This is a genomic window from Stenotrophomonas sp. Steno-Z2 (assembly GCF_056393235.1).
In genome coordinates, this window is record NZ_JBWJOY010000004.1 from 164,580 (window position 1) to 184,890 (window position 20,311).

18 protein-coding genes are annotated in these 20,311 nt (G+C 71.4%); 13 read left to right on the plus strand and 5 right to left on the minus strand.

Going from position 1 to position 20,311, the window contains the following annotated elements; genetic code table 11:
* Positions 1–158: 158 nt before the first annotated feature.
* Entirely contained in the window at positions 159–1,232 is a 1,074-nt protein-coding gene (locus AC06FP_RS11365; RefSeq protein ID WP_478075563.1) for a chitinase, read from the plus strand.
* 79 nt (positions 1,233–1,311) lie between these two features.
* Here AC06FP_RS11365 and AC06FP_RS11370 read toward each other — a convergent pair whose 3' ends face one another.
* Positions 1,312–1,776 carry a hypothetical protein gene (locus tag AC06FP_RS11370; protein ID WP_478075564.1) on the minus strand — a complete coding sequence of 155 codons (465 nt, stop codon included), beginning with the start codon at positions 1,774–1,776 and terminating at the stop codon, positions 1,312–1,314.
* A 92-nt stretch (positions 1,777–1,868) separates the two neighbouring features.
* Between AC06FP_RS11370 and AC06FP_RS11375 the strand changes: the two genes are divergently transcribed.
* Positions 1,869–3,950 carry an NHL repeat-containing protein gene (locus tag AC06FP_RS11375; RefSeq protein ID WP_478075565.1) on the plus strand — a complete coding sequence of 694 codons (2,082 nt, stop codon included), beginning with the start codon at positions 1,869–1,871 and terminating at the stop codon, positions 3,948–3,950.
* A gap of 17 nt (positions 3,951–3,967) precedes the next feature.
* On the opposite strand, the gene AC06FP_RS11380 is transcribed toward AC06FP_RS11375, so the two are convergent.
* Positions 3,968–4,342: a YciI family protein gene (locus tag AC06FP_RS11380; RefSeq protein WP_456117973.1), complete on the minus strand. Its 375-nt coding sequence runs from the start codon at positions 4,340–4,342 to the stop codon at positions 3,968–3,970.
* A gap of 169 nt (positions 4,343–4,511) precedes the next feature.
* Between AC06FP_RS11380 and AC06FP_RS11385 the strand changes: the two genes are divergently transcribed.
* The 9 genes from AC06FP_RS11385 to AC06FP_RS11425 all read left to right on the plus strand — a co-directional run bounded on the left by AC06FP_RS11385 (position 4,512) and on the right by AC06FP_RS11425 (position 11,992).
* Entirely contained in the window at positions 4,512–4,943 is a 432-nt protein-coding gene (locus AC06FP_RS11385; protein WP_478075566.1) for a YciI family protein, read from the plus strand.
* 22 nt (positions 4,944–4,965) lie between these two features.
* Positions 4,966–5,400, plus strand: coding sequence for a VOC family protein (locus AC06FP_RS11390; RefSeq protein WP_478075567.1), 435 nt, complete (start codon positions 4,966–4,968; stop codon positions 5,398–5,400).
* A 2-nt stretch (positions 5,401–5,402) separates the two neighbouring features.
* Complete coding sequence (locus tag AC06FP_RS11395) at positions 5,403–5,807, plus strand: VOC family protein (protein WP_478075568.1); 405 nt, start codon at positions 5,403–5,405, stop codon at positions 5,805–5,807.
* Between the two features lie 63 nt (positions 5,808–5,870).
* Positions 5,871–6,227: a DUF1428 domain-containing protein gene (locus tag AC06FP_RS11400; protein ID WP_456117977.1), complete on the plus strand. Its 357-nt coding sequence runs from the start codon at positions 5,871–5,873 to the stop codon at positions 6,225–6,227.
* Between the two features lie 54 nt (positions 6,228–6,281).
* Complete coding sequence (locus AC06FP_RS11405) at positions 6,282–7,535, plus strand: RNA polymerase sigma factor (RefSeq protein WP_456117978.1); 1,254 nt, start codon at positions 6,282–6,284, stop codon at positions 7,533–7,535.
* Positions 7,536–7,716: 181 nt separating this feature from the next.
* Complete coding sequence (locus tag AC06FP_RS11410) at positions 7,717–9,372, plus strand: M28 family metallopeptidase (protein ID WP_478075569.1); 1,656 nt, start codon at positions 7,717–7,719, stop codon at positions 9,370–9,372.
* Positions 9,373–9,558: 186 nt separating this feature from the next.
* On the plus strand, positions 9,559–10,851 hold the full coding sequence (locus AC06FP_RS11415; RefSeq protein ID WP_456117980.1) for a sensor histidine kinase: 1,293 nt from the start codon (positions 9,559–9,561) through the stop codon (positions 10,849–10,851).
* Positions 10,841–11,614 carry a LytR/AlgR family response regulator transcription factor gene (locus AC06FP_RS11420; RefSeq protein WP_456117981.1) on the plus strand — a complete coding sequence of 258 codons (774 nt, stop codon included), beginning with the start codon at positions 10,841–10,843 and terminating at the stop codon, positions 11,612–11,614. Before AC06FP_RS11415 ends, AC06FP_RS11420 begins: the two co-directional genes overlap by 11 nt.
* A gap of 33 nt (positions 11,615–11,647) precedes the next feature.
* Complete coding sequence (locus tag AC06FP_RS11425; RefSeq protein ID WP_456117982.1) at positions 11,648–11,992, plus strand: hypothetical protein; 345 nt, start codon at positions 11,648–11,650, stop codon at positions 11,990–11,992.
* Between the two features lie 36 nt (positions 11,993–12,028).
* Here the strand turns inward: AC06FP_RS11425 and AC06FP_RS11430 are convergent, their stop codons facing one another.
* Positions 12,029–12,631 (minus strand): hypothetical protein, encoded by a 603-nt coding sequence (locus AC06FP_RS11430; protein WP_478075570.1) that lies wholly within the window; start codon positions 12,629–12,631, stop codon positions 12,029–12,031.
* 319 nt (positions 12,632–12,950) lie between these two features.
* Here AC06FP_RS11430 and AC06FP_RS11435 point away from each other — a divergent pair, with 319 nt between their 5' ends.
* Positions 12,951–13,871 (plus strand): oxygenase MpaB family protein, encoded by a 921-nt coding sequence (locus AC06FP_RS11435; RefSeq protein ID WP_478075571.1) that lies wholly within the window; start codon positions 12,951–12,953, stop codon positions 13,869–13,871.
* A 69-nt stretch (positions 13,872–13,940) separates the two neighbouring features.
* On the opposite strand, the gene AC06FP_RS11440 is transcribed toward AC06FP_RS11435, so the two are convergent.
* The gene (locus AC06FP_RS11440; protein ID WP_478075572.1) at positions 13,941–16,046 is read right to left on the minus strand and encodes a M13 family metallopeptidase; all 2,106 of its coding nucleotides are present in this window, start codon (positions 16,044–16,046) and stop codon (positions 13,941–13,943) included.
* A 339-nt stretch (positions 16,047–16,385) separates the two neighbouring features.
* Between AC06FP_RS11440 and AC06FP_RS11445 the strand changes: the two genes are divergently transcribed.
* Positions 16,386–19,319 carry a bifunctional diguanylate cyclase/phosphodiesterase gene (locus tag AC06FP_RS11445; protein WP_478075573.1) on the plus strand — a complete coding sequence of 978 codons (2,934 nt, stop codon included), beginning with the start codon at positions 16,386–16,388 and terminating at the stop codon, positions 19,317–19,319.
* Here the strand turns inward: AC06FP_RS11445 and AC06FP_RS11450 are convergent.
* Positions 19,311–20,219 carry a LysR family transcriptional regulator gene (locus AC06FP_RS11450; protein WP_478075574.1) on the minus strand — a complete coding sequence of 303 codons (909 nt, stop codon included), beginning with the start codon at positions 20,217–20,219 and terminating at the stop codon, positions 19,311–19,313. The two genes, AC06FP_RS11445 and AC06FP_RS11450, sit on opposite strands and share 9 nt — an antisense overlap.
* Between the last annotated feature and the right edge of the window lie 92 nt (positions 20,220–20,311).

The window sequence follows — 20,311 nt, forward strand, 5'->3', positions numbered from 1 at the left end:
GATGCGACAACCGGCCGACAGCCTGCTGCCGTTGCCACCGGACAACGCGAGGACCGCGCCGGCCATTGCCGGACAACTTCGCCAAATCCATGTTCCGGAAGGATTTTTTCGGCCGGCGCCTGTCTAGAATCGGGCTCCCTCCACCGCATGGGATCGCGATGAAGCCGATCAGCCTGTTGTCGTACGCGCTTGTCCTGCTCACCTCCTTCGCCTGCCAGGCCGCGCCGGAACCGGCCGCCGTGCCGCGCGCCGGCGTGACCCCGGGCTACAGCCATCCGCTGCCGCGGCATGCGCTGGTCGGCTACCTGCACAACTTCGACAACGGTTCGGGCGTGCTGCCGCTGGGGCAGGTGGACGAACGCTGGGATGTGGTCGTGCTGGCCTTCGCCGACGACATGGGCGAGGGCCGGATCGCGTTCAACCCGGCGCCGGGGCTGGACCGGGAGCGCCTGGTCGCCGACATCGCCGCGCGTCGCGCGCGCGGCGGCATCGTGGCGCTGTCCTTCGGCGGCGAGCTGGGCACGGTGACCCTGCGGACGCAGCGCGAGGAGGACAACTTCGTGCGCACCACCGCGCAGGCCATCGAGGCCTACGGGCTGGACGGCATCGACATCGACCTGGAAAAGATCGCCGGTGTCGTGCACGGCGCGCCGGTCACCGGCCACCTCGTCTCCGCGGTCAGGCGCCTGCACGCCCTGTATCCGAACCTGTACGTGTCGATGGCGCCGGAGCATCCCTACGTGCAGGGCGGCTGGGTGTCGATGGAAGGCATCTGGGGCGCCTACCTGCCGCTGATCGACGGACTGCGCGAGGAACTGGACCTGCTGCACGTGCAGCTCTACAACAACGGTGGCCTGCCCACGCCCTACCGCGCGGACAGGCTGCCGGCCGGCAGCGTGGACATGATGGTGGGCTCGGCGAAGATGCTGATCGAAGGCTTCGAACTCGCCGGCGGCAAGGGCCGCTTCGCCGGCCTGCGCCCGGACCAGGTGGCGCTGGCCCTGCCTTCCGGCCCGCGCGCGGCCGGCAACGGCTACGCCACGCCGGCCGACATCAACCGTGCCTTCGACTGCCTGACCACGGCCACCGCCTGCGACGAGGTGAAGCCGGCGCAGGCTTACCCGGACTTCCGCGGCGTGATGACCTGGTCGATCAACTGGGACGTGGCGGACAAGGGCGCGTTCTCCCTTCCGGTCGGTACGCACCTGCGGCAGGCACGCGCGGCGCAATGACCTCGCGGGCGCGGCACGGACGCCGCGCGCGTGGTCTGCCTGCCCTGCCACGGCCGATGCGCGCGGCCTGCGGCGCACTTCAGTCCGCCGCAGGCATCACCCGCAGCGCCGCGAGCCCGACGTGGTGCAGGAGTTCGCGCACCACCACCAGCGCGGCGGCGAAGCCGGGTTGCGCGGGCAGGCCCAGACTGTGCGCGGGCACGCCGGCCGCCACCCGCGCGAGGCGGTCGAAGACCTCCTCGACCTCGGCGATGGAAAGCGTGGCCGTCGCGCCCGCATCGCGTCCTGTGGCGGGCAGCAGCGGCGCCAGCACCGGGTCCGCGCATTCCAGCAGCGTCGCCGGAGGCTGGCGCAGGGCCGGGATCGCGGGCATCAGCGCGTCCTCGGTGAGCTGGATCGCCTGTTCGAGCGCGGCGGCGCGCGGCGGAAAGCGCTCCAGTCCCGCGGCCAGCAGATCGTCCAGCGACAGCGGCAGCACCACCGCTGCGGCGTGCGCCGCCTGCAGGCGGATGGTGGCTTCCTGCAGATGCAGTCGCAGGGTCATGCGGGGCTCCTTGGCGGGCGCCGGCCCGGCAGGTGGTTCCGCGCGGGCCGGCAAGCGTCCATGATGCCGGGTCCGCGGTGGGGCAGGTGTACATGGAACGCAGACATTGGGTGATGGGGGTAGCGCTGCTGACGGGCGCCGCGTTGGCGGCCAGCTACCTGTGGGCGCCGCGCGCGCCACAGGCGGAAGCGCCCGCGGCGACGCCGCTGGGCTGGCGCGCGCAGGTCGACCTGCTGGCCGGCGATGGTGTCGAGGGCAACGCCACTGGCGCGGGCGCGCGCAGCCGCTTCAGCGATCCCTGGGGCGTGGCGATGGATGCCGGCGGCACCCTGTACGTGGCCGACGCCGGCGACAACAACCGCATCCTCTACCGCTGGCTGGACGGCGATTTCCATGTGCTGGCCGGCGGCCGCGAGGGCTTCGCCGATGGCCGCGGCGAGGCCGCCGCCTTCAACACGCCTTCCGGCCTGGCGCTGGACCGGCACGGCAACCTGTATGTCGCCGACACCGGCAACCACGCGATCCGCAAGGTCACGCCGCAGGGCGAGGTCAGCACGCTGGCTGGCGACGGCGTGGCCGGCTTCGCCGACGGCGTCGGGCGGCAGGCGCGTTTCGACGGGCCGATGGGCGTGGCGGTGGACGCGGAAGGACGCGTGTACGTCGCCGACACCTGGAACGACCGCATCCGCGTGATCGAACCCGATGGACGGGTGTGGACGCTGGCCGGCGGCGACCGCCCCGGCTGGGCCGACGGGCAGGGCGGCCAGGCGCGCTTCGACACCCCCACCGACCTCGCGCTCGCCGCCGACGGCACGCTGTGGGTGGCGGACCTGTACAACGACGCGCTGCGCACCGTGACCCGCGGCGGCCGCGTCACGACGCGCGCCGGCGGTCCCGGGAGCGCGCGCGTGCTGTGGGGGCCGATGACGCTGGCGCTCACCCACGATGGCGTGGCCTATGTCGGCGAGCGCGCCACCGGGCGCGTGGTGCAGGTGTCGCCGATGGGGCATGTGGTGGCGGTGGCGGGCGATGCGCAGCGCTTCGCGCGCCCGGCCGGCATCGCGCTGGCGCCCGATGGCAGCCTGCTGCTTGGCGATGCCGATGCCTACCGCCTCCATCACCTGCGGCCGCCGGTGGCGGGAATGGCGGCGGCCGAAGCGCCGGTCGGGCCTTCGATGGACAACCCGCTGCCGCGCAACCAGGGCCGCTGGCCATTGGCGCCGCAACACGGCTGGCACGAGGTCGTCGGCACGCTCGGCGAAGTGCGCGGCAACTTCAGCGGCGAGAGCCGGCACCACCTGCACGGTGGCTTCGACGTGCGCGGCGACGTGGGCCAGACCGTGCTCGCCATCGCCGCCGCCAAGGTCAGCAGCCCGATGGCGACCTGGAGCCTGGGCGGGCAGGCCGAGGGCCTGTCGCTGGACACCGTGGACTACATCCACATGAAGGTCGGCCGCGACCCGGCCAACCGGCCGCTCGATCCGGCGCGATTCCAGCTGGTGCGCGACGAAGCCGGGCAGCTCGAACGCATCCGCGTGCGCCGCGGCACGCGCTTCAACCCCGGCGATGCGCTGGGCAGCATCAACAACCAGGCCCACGTGCACCTGGCGGTCGGCCCTTCCGGTTACGAACGCAATGCCGTGCGGCTGGGCTTCGCCAACTACGCCGACCACGTGGCGCCGCGCATCGACGACATCGCCCTGCTGGACGGCAACGGCCAGCGCCTGCGCGAAAGCCGCGACGGCCGCCTGCGGGTGCCGCGCGGCGCCGGCGGCCTGCAACTGGTGGTCGAAGCCTGGGACCAGGTGGACGGCAACCTGCCGCGTCGCCGCCTCGGCCTGTACGCGCTGGGCTACCAGATCCTCGATGCCGCGGGCCGGCCGCTGCCCGGCCATGAGCAGCCGCGCATGAACATCGAATTCAACCGCATGCCGCCGCAATCCGAAGCGGCCAGGGTGGCGTATGCCGAGGACAGCGGCATCACCGTGCACGGCAGCGCGGTGACGCGCTTCCGCTACGTGCTCAGCAACACCGTGCGCGACGGGCGGCTGGCGCGCGGCGCGCTGCCGGTGGAGGAACTGCCGCCCGGCGAGTACGTGATCCGGATCACCGCGAAGGACTACAGCGGCAACGAAGCCGGCGAGCGCCGCGAACTGCGGATCGCGGTGCCTTGAACGGGCCGGGCGCGCGCTCAGGCGTCCAGCCGCGCCCGCTCCGCCTGCAGGTCCTCCACCTCCCGCACCTCGATGCTGCCGTAGGCCGCCCAGGGGAACTGCCGGGCGATGCGCATGGCTTCCTCGGCGTCGGCGGCTTCGATCAGGTTGAAGCCGGCCAGGATCTCGCGGGTCTCGGCGAAGGGGCCGTCGGTGATGCGCGGCTGGCCGTTGCGGGTGCGCAGGGTGCGCGCGGTGGCCGGCGGCCGCAGCTTCTGCGCCATCTGCAGGGTGCCCTGCGCCTGCAGGGCGTCGGCGTGGAGCAGGCAGCCGCGCATCTGCGCGTCGTACTCCTGGGGCGGCAGCGACTGCAGCAGTTCCGGGTCGATGTAGATCAGCAGCAGGAATTTCATGGCAGGGGCCGGTCCGGGTGAGCCGTCATGATGGCGCAGGAAACCGCTGGCGCGGAAATCATTAACGCGTTCATAAAAAACATCGGCGGCGTTGTCGATTCCGCCGGCGCCGGTTCGTCGTACCGGGTGTGAAGCGGATCATCCGGTCCGCAACCGGAAAGGCACTGCGATGAAAGTGATGGTGATCGTGAAGGCGACGGCCGATACCGAGGCCGGCGTCATGCCCACCGAGGCCGAACTGGCGGCCATGGGGGCCTTCAACGAACGGCTGGTGGAGGCCGGCATCATGCTGGCCGGCGAGGGGCTGCACCCGAGCAGCCGCGGCGTGCGAGTGCGGTTCGACGGCGCCCGGCGCAGCGTCATCGACGGGCCGTTCGCCGAGACCAGGGAACTCATCGCCGGCTTCTGGCTGTGGCAGGTGCGCTCCATGGACGAGGCGGTGGAGTGGCTCAAGCGCGCGCCCTTCAATGCCGACGGCCGCACGCCGGTGGAGGTGGAGATCCGCCCGTTCTTCGAGGCCGAGGACTTCGGCGAAGCCTTCACCCCCGAACTGCGTGCGCAGGAGCAACGTCTGCGCGACCGCATCGAACACAACGATTGATCCAACGACGAGGAGACGCACGATGAAACTGATTCCCTTCCTGGGCTTCAACGGCGACACCCACGAGGCGATGGCGTTCTACGCCGGGGCGCTGGGCGGCAAGGTGGTGTCGGAAATGAAATACGGCGACATGCCGCCCGGCGACATGGACGGCGAAGGCTGCGGCGGCTTCAGCCCCACCCCCGACCAGGTGGCGCACTGCCAGGTCGAGGCCGGCGGCGCGATCCTGATGGCGGCCGATGGCCCGCCGGTCGAAGGGCCGTGCGCGACCACCATCAACGTCGACGTGGACAGCGTCGAGGAGGCCGAGCGCGTGTTCGCCGCGCTGGCCGAGGGTGGCCAGGTGCAGATGCCGCTGGCCGAGACGTTCTGGGCCAGACGCTGGGGCATGCTGGTGGACCGCTACGGCAAGCCGTGGATGGTCAACTGCATGAAGCCGATGGGCGGGGGGCAGTGACGATGGCTTCGCCGCAGATGATCTTCGTCAACCTGCCGGTGCGCGATCTCGACGCTTCCAAGGCGTTCTTCGCCGCGCTCGGCTACACCTTCAACCCGCAGTTCACCAACCAGGACGCGGCCTGCATGGTCATCAGCGACACCATCTACGTGATGCTGCTGACGGAGCCGTTCTTCAAGGGGTTCACGCCGAAGCCGCTGTGCGATGCGCGCGGCCACACCGAGGTCATCACCTGCCTGTCGGCGGCCAGCCGCGCGGCGGTGGACGCGCTGGTGGACAAGGCACTCGCCGCCGGCGCCAGCGAGCCGATGCCGGCGCGCGACTACGGTTTCATGTACCAGCGCGGCTTCCAGGACCTGGACGGTCACCTGTGGGAAATCGCCCACATGGACGGCGAACCCGGCTGAGCCACGGGCGGCCGCCGACCCGCGCGGCCGCTTCCTTCGTAATCCCGTGTGGAGGAGACAACGATGAGTTATGTCGATGGTTTCGTACTGCCGGTGCCGCAGGCGCGGCTGGCCGAGTACCGGCGCATGGCCCGCCTGGGCGCCAGGGTGTGGAAGGAGCATGGCGCGCTGGCCTACCTGGAAGCGGTGGCCGACGACGTCAAGCCGGGCAAGCACACCTCGTTCCCGCAGGCGGTCAAGCTCAAGCCCGGCGAAGTGGTGATCTTCGCCTACATCGTCTACCGCTCGCGCGCGCACCGCGACCGGGTCAACGCCAAGGCCATGGCCGATCCGCGCCTGGCCGGCATGGACGCCAAGAGCGTGCCGTTCGACGGCAAGCGCATGTTCTGGGGCGGGTTCAAGGCCTTCGTCGAGGCGTGACGCACGGCGCGCGTGCTTGCGCGCGCCGTGGCGCGGTGGTGTGATCGCGGGCTGATGGAAACCCGCGATCTCCAGCGCAGGCTCGACACGGTGTGGCGCATGGAATCGCCACGCCTGATCGCGCGCCTGGCGCGCATGCTGGGCGATCTGGACAGCGCCGAGGAGCTGGCCCAGGACGCGCTGGTCGCCGCGCTCGAGCACTGGCCGCGGCAGGGCGTGCCCGACAACCCCGCCGCCTGGCTGATGACCACCGCCCAGCGCCGGGCGATCGACCTGCTGCGCCAGCGTCGCCTGCATGCCGGCCGGCAGGAGGCGATGGCGCAGGATCCGGACCACCAGGGGAGCGTCGTGCGCGACCACGAGCGCGAAGTGGAAGACGACATCGGCGACGACCTGCTGCGCCTGCTGTTCGTCGCCTGCCATCCGGTGCTGCCGGCCGACGCGCGCGTGGCGCTGACCCTGCGCCTGCTGTGCGGGCTGAGCACGGCCGAGATCGCGCGTGCGTTCCTGCTGCCGGAAGCGACCATCGCCCAGCGCATCGTGCGCGCCAAGCGCACGCTCGCCGAGCGTGGCGTGGCGTTCGAGGTGCCGCGGCGGCAGGCGCTGCCGCCGCGCCTGCGTTCGGTGCTGGAGGTGGTCTACCTGGTCTTCAACGAAGGCTATGCCGCCAGCCATGGCGAGGACTGGATGCGCCCGGCGCTGTGCGAGGAGGCCCTGCGCCTGGGCCGGGTGCTGGCCGGCTTGATGCCCGCCTCGGCGCCGGTGCTGGGGCTGCTGGCGCTGATGGAGCTGCAGGCTTCGCGCATGAACGCGCGCACCGATGCCGGCGGCGCGGCGGTGCTGCTGATGGACCAGGACCGCAGCCGCTGGGACTGGCTGCAGATCGGCCGCGGCCAGGCCGCGCTGGAGAAGGCGCTGGCGCTGGGCGGCGGGGACGATGCCTATGTGCTGCAGGCGGCCATCGCCGAATGCCATGCGCGGGCGCGCCGTGCCGCGCAGACCGACTGGGCGCGCATCGCGCAGTTGTACGCGCGCCTGGCGGCGGTGATGCCGTCGCCGGTGATCGAACTGAACCGCACCGTGGCGGTGGCGCGCGCGCAGGGGCCGCAGGCCGCGTGGCCGCTGCTGGAAGCCCTGCAGGAAGACGGCCGGCTGGACGGCTACGCGCCGCTGCAGGCGGTGCGCGGCGACCTGCTCGAACAACTGGGCCGCCGCGACGAAGCGCGCGCCGCCCTCGAGCGCGCCGCCGCCCTGAGCGGCAATGCCCGCGAGCGCGCCGCGCTGCTGGCCCGCGCGGCGAGCCTGTAGCGGCGGCACGCGGCCGCCGGTCCGCAGGCGCCGGGCTGCCCGGCACGGGGTTTCTCCGGAAAGAAGGCCCCATGCGGGGCCTTGCTTCCTTCCTGCCGGCGTGGGCCGCGCCCATGCTTTCGGCACTGCCCACGTGGCCGTGGCGCTGGCTACACTCCAGCGGTCGTTCGACCCCTTGGAGATGGATGTGAAGCGAATCGTGATCAGCCTGCTGGCGATGTCGGTGTCCACCGCATTGATGGCCGCGCCGCCGAAGTTCGACGGCGCGCGGATTTCCGCCGACGTGAAGGAACTGGCCTCCGATGCCTATGAAGGCCGTTCGCCGGCCACCGCCGGCGAGGAAAAGACCATTGCCTACCTGAGCCGGCAGTTCGCCGACGCCGGCTTGCAGCCCGGCGGCGACCTGCAGGACGGCAAGCGCCTGTGGACCCAGGCGGTGCCGCTGCTCAAGGGCGACATCGTCGGCAAGCCGCAGCTGTCGCTGTCCAGCAAGGGCACGCCGCAGGCGCTGACCCAGGGCCAGGAGATCGCCGTGCGCGCGGCCATGAACGGCGACAGCGTGGTGGCGATCAAGGACGCGCCGCTGGTGTTCGTCGGCTATGGCGTGAAGGCGCCGGAGCGCGACTGGGACGACTTCAAGGGCGTGGACCTGAAGGGCAAGATCGCGGTGATGCTGATCAACGACCCGGACTTCGAGACCGGCGTCGGCGATTTCGACGGCAAGGGCATGACCTATTACGGCCGCTGGACCTACAAGTACGAGGAGGGCGCGCGCCAGGGCGCGGCCGGCGTGCTGATCGTGCACGAGACCGCGCCGGCCTCCTACGGCTGGGCGACGGTGGCCGGTTCCAACACCAACACCATGTTCGACGTGGTGCGCGACAACCCGGCCGCGGCGCACCCGCCGCTGGAAGGCTGGATCCAGCGCGACCTGGCGGTGGACCTGTTCAAGCGCGCCGGCCTGGATTTCGAGGCGCTGAAGAAGCAGGCGCAGTCGCGCGACTTCCGCCCGGTGGAACTGAAGGGCGAGACCTTCTCGGCCGACTACGCGGTCAAGACCGAAGTCATCACCTCGCACAACGTGGTCGCGCGCCTGGAAGGCAGCCGCCACCCGGACGAGACCGTGCTCTATTCCGCGCACTGGGACCATATCGGCGTCGGCGAGCCGGACGCGCGCGGCGACCGCATCTTCAACGGCGCGCTGGACAACGCCAGCGGCACCGCCGCGCTGCTGGAACTGGCGCGCGGCTTCGCCAAGGCGCCGCGCCCGCAGCGTTCGGTGGTGTTCCTGGCGGTCACCGCCGAGGAAAAGGGCCTGCTGGGGTCGGAGTACTACGCCAGCCATCCGCTGTACCCGCTGGGCAAGACCGTGGCGCTGATCAACATGGACGGCATGGCGCCGTTCGGCCCGTCGCGCGATTTCGGCATCTACGGCTCGGCGCGTTTCGAGCTGCTGGACCAGCTGAAGGACGTGGCCAAGGGCTGGGACATCCGCTACACGCCGGACCCGAAGCCGGAAGCCGGCCTGTTCTTCCGCTCCGACCACTTCCCGTTCGCCAAGCGCGGCGTGCCGGCGCTGTCCTACTCGGCCGGGCAGGACTGGATCGACGGCGGCGTGGCCGCCGGCAAGCAGGCCTCGGATGACTACACCGCCAAGCGCTACCACCAGCAGGGCGACGAATGGCAGCCGGACTGGACCTTCGCCGGCGCCGCACGCGACCTGGAAGTGGTCTACACGCTGGGCGAGCAGCTGGCCAACTCCCGCGCCTGGCCGAACTGGAGCGCCGACGAGCCGTTCCGCGCCGTCCGCGACGCCAGCGCCGACGAGCGCAGGTAAGCGCCTGCCGGTGGGAGCGGCTGATGCCGCTCCCACCGGTTTTGCGGCGTTTCCAGCGCCCACCACCCCGCGTTTCATCGCCGAAGAACCCGGCCCGTCCGCCGTTTCCGCGGTTTCGTCGCATGCCGCTTGCAGCGCCGGCGGCGCTGCCTATGCTCGACGCCAATCCCTTCCGGTGGCCGCGCCATGTTCGCCAGCCTGTTCCTCGGTTTTCGCATCCTCGCCGCCTGGGCGCTGACCCTGCTGGTCGCCGGCTTCCTGTGGAGCGGCCTGTTCAGCGGCATGGACAGGGCGCCGGGCTGGATCTTCGCGATGGCCGCCATCGCCCTGACGGTGTTCGCGCTGACCTCGGTCGCCAGCCATATCCGCCGCGTCGCGCTGATCGCCGACCGGCTGGATTCGCAGACCCTGGCCAACCGCCATCGCCGCCAGGTGGAACTGCCGCTGGATGCATCCACCGCGTTCGCGCTGCTGGAGCAGGTGATCGGGCAGATGCCGCGCATCGAACGCATGGAGCGCTCCATCGGCACCCTGCAGCTGCGCGCCACCCAGCGCCGCGCCGATCCCTATGGCGAGCGCCCGCCGTCGCGCTGGAACCCGCTGGCGCGGCTGGCGATCCGCCACAACCAGATCACCGCGCGGGTCATTCCCGGCGTCGACACCAGCAGCGTCACCCTGTTCTTCGAACCCGATGCCGGGGCCTGGGTGGACCTGCTGCTGCTCGATGAAGGCAGCAACTACGAAAACGCCGATGCCATCACCCATGCGCTCAGCGGCAAGGTCGCCCAGCAGCGCCGCGAGGAGCGCGAGCACGCCGCGCGCACCGAGGCGGAGAAGGAACTCAGCGTCGCCCGCCTGAACCTGCTGCACGCGCAGGTCGAGCCGCACTTCCTCTACAACACGCTGGCCAACGCGCAGGTGCTGACCCGCAGCGACCCGGCCCGCGCCGAGCAGATGCTCGGCCACCTGATCCAGTACCTGCGCAGCTCGCTGCCGGGCATCGACCAGTCGGTGTCCACGCTGGGCCAGGAGCTGGAGCGCGTGCAGGCCTACCTGGAAATCCTGCGCATCCGCATGGGCGCGCGGCTCGCCCTGCAGATCGACGTGCCCGAGGCACTGCACGGCGTCAGCCTGCCGTCGATGTCGTTGCAGACCCTGGTGGAGAACGCCATCAAGCACGGCCTGGAGCCCAAGAGCGGCGGCGGCACGGTGTGGATCCTGGCGCGCGAGCGGGAGGGCGAGCTGACCATCACCGTCGCCGACGACGGCCAGGGCATCGGCACCGCCACCAGCGGCACCGGCATCGGCCTGAAGAACCTGCGCGAGCGCCTGCGCCTGAGCTGCGGCGAGCGGGCCACGCTGTCGGTGGTGTCCAACTTCCCCAGCGGCGTGGCGGCGACCATCAGCCTGCCGCTGGCCGCGCCGATCGCGCTGCCGTCCCCGGCCCCGGCCATGCCGGAGCTGCCCCATGCATCTTGATGCCCTGATCGCCGAGGACGAGCCGCTGCTGCGCCAGGCGCTGGTCGCGCAGCTGCAGCGGCTGTGGCCGGAGCTGCGCATCGTCGCCGAGTGCGAGGACGGCGCCGCCGCGCTGGAAGCGCTGGAAACGCTGAAGCCGGACCTGGCCTTCCTCGACATCCGCATGCCCGGCGTCACCGGCATCGACGTCGCCCGCGCGCTGGAGACGCTCAGCCCGCAGACCCAGGTGGTGTTCATCACCGCCTACGACCAGTACGCCATCGATGCCTTCGAGCGCGGCGCGGTCGACTACCTGCTCAAGCCGGTGGCCGACGAGCGCCTGCTGGCCACGCGCCAGCGCGTGCTTGCGCGGCTGCAGGCCGGCGCGCCGGACCGGCGGCTGCTGGACCAGCTGCTGGAGCAGCTGGCGCGGCGCCCGGCCGGGAAGGGCGCCACGCCGCCGCTGGCCTGGATCACCGCCAGCAACGGCCGCGAGACCCGGCTGGTGATGCTGGAGGAGGTGCTGTATTTCCGCGCCGACAGCAAATACACCGCGGTGGTCACCGCCGCCGAGGAACTGCTGCTGCGCAGCTCGCTGCGCGAACTGGCCGAAGCGCTGGACCCGCAGTGCTTCCGCCAGGTGCACCGCTCCACCATCGTCAACATGAAGGCGGTGGCGGCGGTGAGCCGCGACGACAGCGGGCGCGGCGTGCTGCGGCTGAAGAACCGCAGCGAGACGCTGGTGGTCAGCCAACCGTTCATGAGCCTGTTCCGCGGCATGTGAATCCCTGCCTGCGGCCGTACAAGGAGAAGTGCCATGCAGTACCTGACCTTCCTGCTCGGCAGCCTGCTGGCGATGCTGGGCTACCGCGAACCGCAGGGGCAGACGTCCATCGTCCGCGTCAGCGGCGAGGCGGCCGTGCTCAGCCGCACCACGGTGGCCGGCGACCGCGCCCGCTTCCAGTGCCTGCAGAGCGAGAGCGGCAACTGTTTCTACCGGATCTACCGCGAGCAGTGCCGCGACGAGGCGGCCGGCGAGCTGTGCCGGCGGCAGGCGCTGGACGAATTCAGCGTGGGGGTGGGCAGCGTGCGCGACGTGCGGGGGCTGCCGGCCGGTTTCGGCCAGCAGGTGCAGGCCCGCAAAGCGCAACGCCGCGACTGAGCGCGGCGTTGCGGGAATGACGCTGGCGCGGAAGGCTCAGAAGGCCGGCTGCAGGCGCAGCCCGTCGTCGCCGATGTGGTTGAGCTTGCCGACCAGTTCCGAATGCTGCCGCATGCGGCCCAGCTCGCGCATGATGCGGATGTCTTCGTGGCGCAGTTCGCGCCGCGCCGCCACCGCCTGCTTGTAGTCCAGCACTTCCGGATAGTGCTGGGCCATTTCCAGCGCGTCGGCCACGGTCTCCACGCTGTCGGCGTCGGAGCTGATGCGCGCGCGGCTGTTGAAGGCCTTCATCCAGCGCTCGAAGCCGGCGGTGTGGTCGAACATGTTGGCCATGAACCAGATCACGAACAGGATCGACACCCACGAGCCGAACACGATGACCACCCGGGTGAAGGTGATGTGGAAATCATCGCGCCACAGGTAATTGGTGATCAGCCCCAGGATCAGCAGCGAGGACGCCTGCCAGAGCACGATGGAGGCCATCAGCCACTGGCACTTGGCCTTGGCCAGCACCGCCACCTCGTCGCGTATCTGTTCGTCGCTCAGGTTCTTCCAGTGCTCGACCTGCTTCTCGAACGGACTGCGGTACAGCTCATTGTCTTGCAGCAACAGACCCAAACCCTTGAACAACGCGATCATGTGGAGCTCCTTGCAGATACTGGCTGGAACGAGCGACGGATACGGCGTGGAACGATCTGGCGCTTCCAGTTCTAGCACTTTCAGGCCGCTTGGCAATGGGGGCGATGCGACGGAGTGGCGCCGCCGCCCTGGCCTCCACGCTGGCCTGCCTGCGCTCTTTTGCGGCGCATCATCGCGCAAGTGGCGGAATCGGAAATCGAAAATGCGCCGGCATGCTGCGCCTGCACAAACGACGTGGCCGGAGATGACCCGCGCGTGACCCGCGTCCGCCGGCCGCCAGCGCCGCCCACCTGCGCGGGCGCTCCCCTACGATGTGCGCATGCCGCCCCTGTCCAGACCCGTTTCCTCCGTGGCCGCCGCCCAGATCCGGCGCTGGGTGCTCGCTGCCTTCCCGCGCGACCAGAGCGGCATCGCCTATGACGCCCCGTTGGGCGACCCGGGTTGGTTCGGCCCGGACAGCGTGACCTGGCGCATCCATGCCGAATTCCCGGGCATGCTCGCCGGCGGCCTGTGCGCGTTGATGCTGCAGCTGCTGCACCCGCGGGCGCTGGCCGGCGTGCATGACCATTCCAACTTCCGGCAGGACCTGGTCGGGCGCCTGCGCCGCACCACCGCCTTCGTCGCCGGCACCAGCTACGCGCCGGTGGCGGAAGTGGAAAAGCTGGTCGAGCAGGTGCGGCGCATCCATGCGCGCATCGCCGGCACGCTGCCCGATGGCCGTACCTATGCCGCCGACGATCCGGAACTGCTCACCTGGGTGCATGTCACCGAGGCCCACGGCTTCCTCGAAGGCTGCCGCCGTTATTGCCGCGAAGTGCCTGCCGCCACCGCCGACCGCTACTACGACGAATACCGGCGCGTGGCCGAGGCGCTGGGCGCGCGCGAGGTGCCGGCCAGCGAGGCGCAGGTACACGACTACTTCGCCGCGCAGCAGCCGCAGCTGCGCATGGACGCGCGTGCGCGCGAGGTACTGGAGGTGCTCGAGGCCGTGCGCCTGCCGGTGCCGCTGCCGGGCCTGTCGCGCGAGCTTTTCCTGTCCGCCGGCGCGGCGCTGCTGCCGGACTGGGCGCAGCAGCTGCTTGGCCGCAGCCGCGGCCAGCGCCTGCGCGCCAGGCTGGCCGCGCGCACCCTGCGCGGGGCGGCGCCGCTGTTCCGCGCCGCGCTCGGCGATGGCGTCGCCACGCGCGCCTGCCGGCGGGTGGGGCGCGATCCCCGTTCGCTGCTGCGCTGGCCGCCATGAACGGCGCCGGCGGACAAATGAAAACGGGCGCCGAAGCGCCCGTTTCCAGGTCCGCCTGCCGGCGGCGCGTTACCAGACCTTGACCCGCTTGTCCGGGGCCAGGTACAGCGCCTGGCCTTCCTTGACCTCGAAGGCCGGATACCACGCATCCAGGTTGCGCACGGTCAGCGCGCGGAACTGGCCCGGCGCGTGCACGTTGGTCAGCAGCGAATTGCGCAGCGCCTGCTCGCGCATCTTGCTGCGCCAGGCCTGGGCGAAGCCCAGGAAGAAGCGCTGGTCCGGGGTGAAGCCTTCCAGGTCCTGCGCCGGCTTGCCCTGCTGCGCCATGCGGTAGGCGTCGTGCGCGGTCGCCAGGCCGGCCACGTCGGCGATGTTCTCGCCCAGGGTCAGGCGGCCGTTGACGTGCACGCCCGGGAACGGCTCGTAGCTGCTGAACTGCGCGGCCAGCGCGTCGCCGGCGGCGTTGAACTGTTTCAGGTCCTCGGCCGTCCACCAGTTGTGCAGCCTGCCGGTCTCGTCGAACAGCGCGCCGGCGTTGTCGAAGCCGTGGCTGATCTCGTGGCCGATCACCGCGCCGATGGCGCCGTAGTTTACCGCGTCGTCGGCCGCGGCGTCGAAGAACGGCGGCTGCAGGATCGCGGCCGGGAACACCAGCCGGTTCTCCAGCGGCACGTTCATCGCGTTGATGGTCTGCGGCAGCATCGCCCATTCGCCGTGGTCCACCGGCTGGCCGAGCTTGGCGATGTTGCGCCGGTACTCGAACAACGCCGCGCGCTGCGCGTTGCCCAGCGCGTCGTCGCGCTTCACTTCCAGCGCGCCGTAGTCGCGCCATTTGTCCGGGTAGCCCATGCCGACCTTGAGCCCGGCGACCTTGGCCTTGGCATGCGCCTTGGTTTCCGGCGACATCCAGTCCAGCGCGTCGATGCGCCTGGCGAAGGCGGCGATGATGTTCCTGGCCATCTCGTCGGCGCGCGCCTTGGTGGCGGCGTCGAAGTGGCGCTCGACGTAGATCCTGCCGACCGCCTCGCCGATGGCGTTGTTGGTTTCGCTGACGGCGCGCTTCCAGCGCTCGCTCTGCTGCGGGGTGCCGCTCATGGCGGTGCCGTGGAAGGCGAAGTGCGCGTCGGCGAAGGCCTTGGGCAGGTAGGGCGCGGCTTCGTCCAGCGCGTGGAAGGCCAGGTAGTCCTTCCAGGCGTCCAGCGGTTCGCTGGCGACCAGCCTGGACAGCGCGGCCACGGCCTTCGGCTGCCAGACGATGAAGTCCTGCTGCGCCGACAGCCCGGCCGCGTCCAGGAACGCCGCCCAGTCCATGCCCGGCGCCTTGCCCGCAAGGTCGGCCTGCTTCCAGGCGTTGGCGCCCTTCTCGACGTCGTTGGTTTCCTCCTGGGTGGCGTGGGCGCGCGCGATCTTCGTTTCCAGCGCGACGATGCGCGCGGCCTTGCCGGCGGCGTCGGCATCGCCGGACAGCTCCAGCAGCCGCGCGACATAGCCTTCGTAGGCCTTGCGCAGGTCGGCCATGCGCCCGCCTTCCAGGTAGAAGTCGCGGTCGGGCATGCCCAGGCCGCCCTGCACCAGGTAGGGCGCGTTGCGGTCCGGCTGCAGCAGGTCCACCGACACCCAGACGCCGAACAGGTGCGGCGTGTAGAAATTGGTGGCGTTGAGCAGGTCCACGTCGGCGCGCAGGCTGGCGCCCAGCGCGCGGGCCAGCGCCTGCCTGTCGGCGATGCCGGCGATGGCCTGCAGCTGCGGCTGCACCGGCGCCGCGCCACGCGCCTCGATGCCGGCCTCGTCCATGAAGGCGGCGTAGTAGTCGCCGATCTTGCGTGCCTCGCCGTCGCCGGCCGTGGCGGCTTCTTCCATGATCGCGCGGGTGTCGGCCAGGGTCTTCTCGTAGATGACGTTGAAGCTGCCGAAGCTGGAACGGTCGGCCGGGATTTCGGTGCGCTGCACCCACTGGCCGTTGGCGAAGTCGAAGAAGTTGTCGCCGGCGGCGACGCTGCGGTCCATGCCGGACACGTCGAAGCCGAAGCTGCCCAGCTGCGCCCTGGCCGGGGCCGCGGCGGCCGGCGTGGCGGTGGCGTTGGCTTCTTCGGCAGGGGCCTTGTCGCCGCCGCAGCCGCCCAGCGACAGCGCGGCACCGAGAGCGAGTGCGAGGATCGAACGTTGCGGGGTCATGGCGGTTCCGGATCGGGAAGTGGACCGGCAGTCTAGTCCCGCGCACCGGCACGCGCGCTCCCGATTCCGGCACTTGCTGCGGCGGCGGGGATATGCGCGATGGCGCCGGTGCCGCATGCAAGGCTTCCCGTCCGGGGCGGTTGTACTGCATGCTGTGAACGGACGTTGGAACAGGGCGCCTCCCGGGGAGGGGGAGCCGCTCTGCATGCGTGCCGCTCCGCGCCAACCGGGGCGCGCCGGCCGCGGCCCGCGCTTCCCGATGCCACGGCGGACGACGACGAACCAGACCATGCATGCCCATCGAATGCTGACGCAGGGAAGACGCCGGGACGCTGGGACATGAGCCAACCCCTGCGCCAGGTCGCCGCCTTCGGGATCGTGATCGCGCTGCTGCTGGCGGCGACGCTGGTGATCATGCTGTGGAACGATCGCGGCAGCCGCCTGCAGGCGGCGCAGCGGCAGAGCATGGCGCTGGCGACCGGCAGCGACCGCCTGCTGCGCGCGGAACTGACCACCCTGGAGCGCGCGCTGCGCGGCGCCGCCCGCGACGGACGCGAGTATTACCGGCAGGTGCCGGAACGGGCGCCCGCCCTGCTGGCGGCCAGCCTGCGCGGCACGCTCGAACGCAATACCGACCTGACCGCCATCACCCTGGTCGACGATGCCGGCATGCCGCTGGCCGGCGGCAGCGGCGACCCGACGCTGCCGCGGTGGACGGTGCCGCAGAACCGCGTGCTGGCCGGCGAGCTGTACGTCGGCGGACTGGAGGCGCTTCCCGGCGGCGGCATGGTGCTGGTGACCGCGGTGCCGGTGCAGCCCGGCCAATGGTTGCTGGCGCGCGTGCGCCTGGCGGTGTTCCAGCGCGTGGTCAGTGGCCTGGATACCGGCCGCAGCGGCGTGGTCTCGATCAGCAGCCGCCACGGCGAGCTGCTGGCGCACAGCCTGGACCCGTCGGCGGTGGAGCGGCCGCTGCCGCGGCCGATGCACCTGCCGCCGGCATCGGACCAGGTACAGGCGCTGGGCGTGGCGGTCAGCCCGATGGACGGCGTGCGCCGCATCGTCGCGGTGAGCGCGCCGCGCGACTACCCGCTGATCCTGTTCGCCGGCCTGTCCTACGACGAGGTCATGGCGCCGTGGCGCACGTACTTCTACGTCGCCATCGGCATCTACCTGCTGTACCTGTGCGGGTTCGCCTACCTGTACGCCAGCATGCGCCGCGGCGCGCAGCGCCAGGCGCGGCTGGCCGACGAACTGCGCACCGGCGCGGCCGAACTGGCGCTGGCCCACCAGGTCGGCAAGGTGGGCACCTGGTCGATCGACCGCAGGGGCGGAACCCTGCGCTGGTCGGCGCTGACCCGGCGCATGTTCGCGCTGCCGGCGCGGCAGGCGCGGCTGGAGGAGTTCTATGCGCAGGTGCACGAGGAAGACCGCCCCTGGCTGCGCCAGCAGGTCCAGCAGGCGACGGAGGCCGGGCGCGCGGTGAACGCGCTGTTCCGCCTGGTGCTGCGCGACGGCTCGGTGCGCTGGCTGTCGGCGCGCGGCGAGCGCGTGCACGGGCTGGGCCCGCACCCGCGCATGACCGGCGCGGTCACCGACATCACCGAGCGGGTGCGCAGCGAGGCGCGCGTGCAGCGCGCCGAGCACCAGTTCCGCCTCGTGTTCGAACGCAACCCGGCGCCGTTCTGGGTTTTCGACCTGGACACGCTGCAGTTCCTGGAAGTGAACCAGGCCGCGGTCGACCAGTACGGCTACAGCCGCGAGGAATTCCTCGCCATGACCATCCTCGACATACGCCCGGAAGACGGCAGAGAGGAAATCCTGCGCACGCTGGAGGAATCCCGGGACGGCAGTTCGCCGGCGCCGCGGGTGCGTACCCACCGGCGCCGCGACGGCAGCCGGTTCGAGGTGCTGGGGCACCTGGCGCGGCTGGAGTTCGATGGCCGCCCGGCCTGCCTGGTGCTGGCCGAGGACGTCAGCCAGCGGCTGGCCTACGAGCGCGACCTGGCCTGGCGCGCCAGCCATCACCCCGGCACCGGCCTGTTGACGATCCAGGCACTGGCCGAGCAGCTGGACGCCGGCGCGCCCGGCTACACCATCCTCCATGCGCAGCTGCGCGGGCTGCAGATGGTGGCCGACACGCTGGGCCGCGAAGCCGGCGACGAAGTCCTGCAGGCCATGGTCGCCCGGCTCGCCACGCTGGGCGCGCGCTACGGCCTGCTGGCCTACCAGCCGGCGGAGGATTTCGTGCTGGCGGTCGCCGGCGGGCATGATCCGCAGCGGGCGCTGGACGCGCTGCGCGCGGCGGTATCCGAGCCGGTGCGCGGCCGCGATTCCTTCCACCAGCTGGAGCCGCGCATCGGCGTGGCCGGCAGCCCGGACGACGGCGCGCGGGCCGACCTGGTGCTGGGCCGCGCGGCGCAGGCGGCCCATGCCGCCCGCGAGAACGGCGTGGTGGTGCTGCGTTTCGACCACGCGCTGGCGCAGCGCCATGCCGACCGGCTGCAACTGGCCGGGCGCATCCACCTGGCCATCGAGCGCGACGAATTCGAGCTGTATTTCCAGCCGATCCGCCATGCCGCCGACGGCTCGCCGGCCGCGCTGGAGGCGCTGCTGCGCTGGCCGCAGCCCGACGGCAGCTTCATCCCGCCGTCGGACTTCATCCAGCTGTGCGAGGACACCGGCCAGATCATCGCGCTGGGCCGCTGGGTGATCCGCGCCGCCGCGCACGCCGGCCGCGTGCTGGCCGACCACGGCTGGGCCGGCCTGCCGGTGGCGGTCAATGTCTCGGCGGTGCAGCTGTTCAACAGCGACCTGGCCGGCGAGTTCGCCCGCGCGGCCGCGGAGCAGGGGCTGGCGCCGGGCGCGCTGCAGATGGAGCTGACCGAGAGCAGCCTGATGCGCAACCCGGCGCAGGCGATGCAGGTGCTGGAAAGCCTGAGCGCCAGCGGCATCGCGGTGGCGCTGGACGACTTCGGCACCGGCTTTTCCAGCATGTCCTACCTGCAGCACCTGGCGCTGGACTCGTTGAAGATCGACCGCGCCTTCGTCGCCGACGTGGAGCGCAACCCGCGCAATGCCGCCATCTGCCGCGCGCTGCTGTCGCTGGGGCACAGCATGGGGCTGGTGGTGATCGCCGAGGGCGTGGAAACCGAAGGCCAGCTCGACTGGCTGGTGGCGCACGGCTGCGACCAGGTGCAGGGCTACCTGCTGGGCCGGCCGATGCCGCTGCGCGAACTGCTGGCGCTGCTGGCGCTGGCGCGCGATTCAACCTGAGCGCGCGCCGGCCGTGCCCGCGCCGAGCTGCTCGACCAGATAGTCGATGAAGCTGCGTACCTTCGGCGCCAGGTGGCTGCGGCTGGCGTAGACCGCATGGATGCCGACCGGCGGCAGGCGCCAGTCCGGCAGCACCGGCACCAGGCGGCCGTCGGCCAGCGCCGGGCCGACGATGAAGTCGGGCTGGGCGATGATGCCCATGCCGGCGATGGCGGCCTCGCGCAGCACCTCGCCGTTGTTGGCGCGCATGCGCGCCCTGACCGGCACGTTCACCTCGCCCTGCGCGCCCTGCAGCTGCCAGCTGTCGCCGCCGGCCCAGTAGCTGTAGGCCAGGCAGGCGTGCCCGGCCAGGTCGTCCGGCCGCGCCGGCGTGCCGTGCCGCGTCAGATAGGCCGGCGCGGCGCACAGCACGATGGCCGCTTCGGCCAGGCGGCGGGCGATCAGCGACGGCGCCGGCTGGCGGGTGATGCGGATGGCCAGGTCGTAGCCCTCCTCGACCATGTCCACCTGGCGGTCGGACAGCGACAGGTCCAGCTCCACGTCCGGGTGGCGTCCGGCATAGCCGGGCAGCAGCGGCGCCAGCCGGGCGATGCCGTAGCTGACCGGCGCGTTGATCCGCAGCCGGCCCGAAGGCTGCAGCGCCTGCGCGCCCACCGAGGCTTCCAGCGCGTCGAACTCGGCCAGCAGCTGCACGCAGCGCTGGTAGTAGGCCGCGCCGATGCTGGTCGGGCTGACCCGGCGCGTGGTGCGGTTGAGCAGGCGGGCCGACAGGCGCCTTTCCAGCGCGGCGATCTGCCGCGTGACGGCGGCGGTGGACAGGTCCAGCGCCGCGGCGGCGGCGCTGAAGCCATTGCGCTCGACCACCGCGACGAACACCCGCATGGCATCGATGGTGTCCATTGTTTCCGCTTCGGCAATAAAACGTTGATGCCGAGGTTATTTGTTGCCATGTGCCGCGGCAATAAGCTGGGCGGCATCGCCTCCTGCGTGGA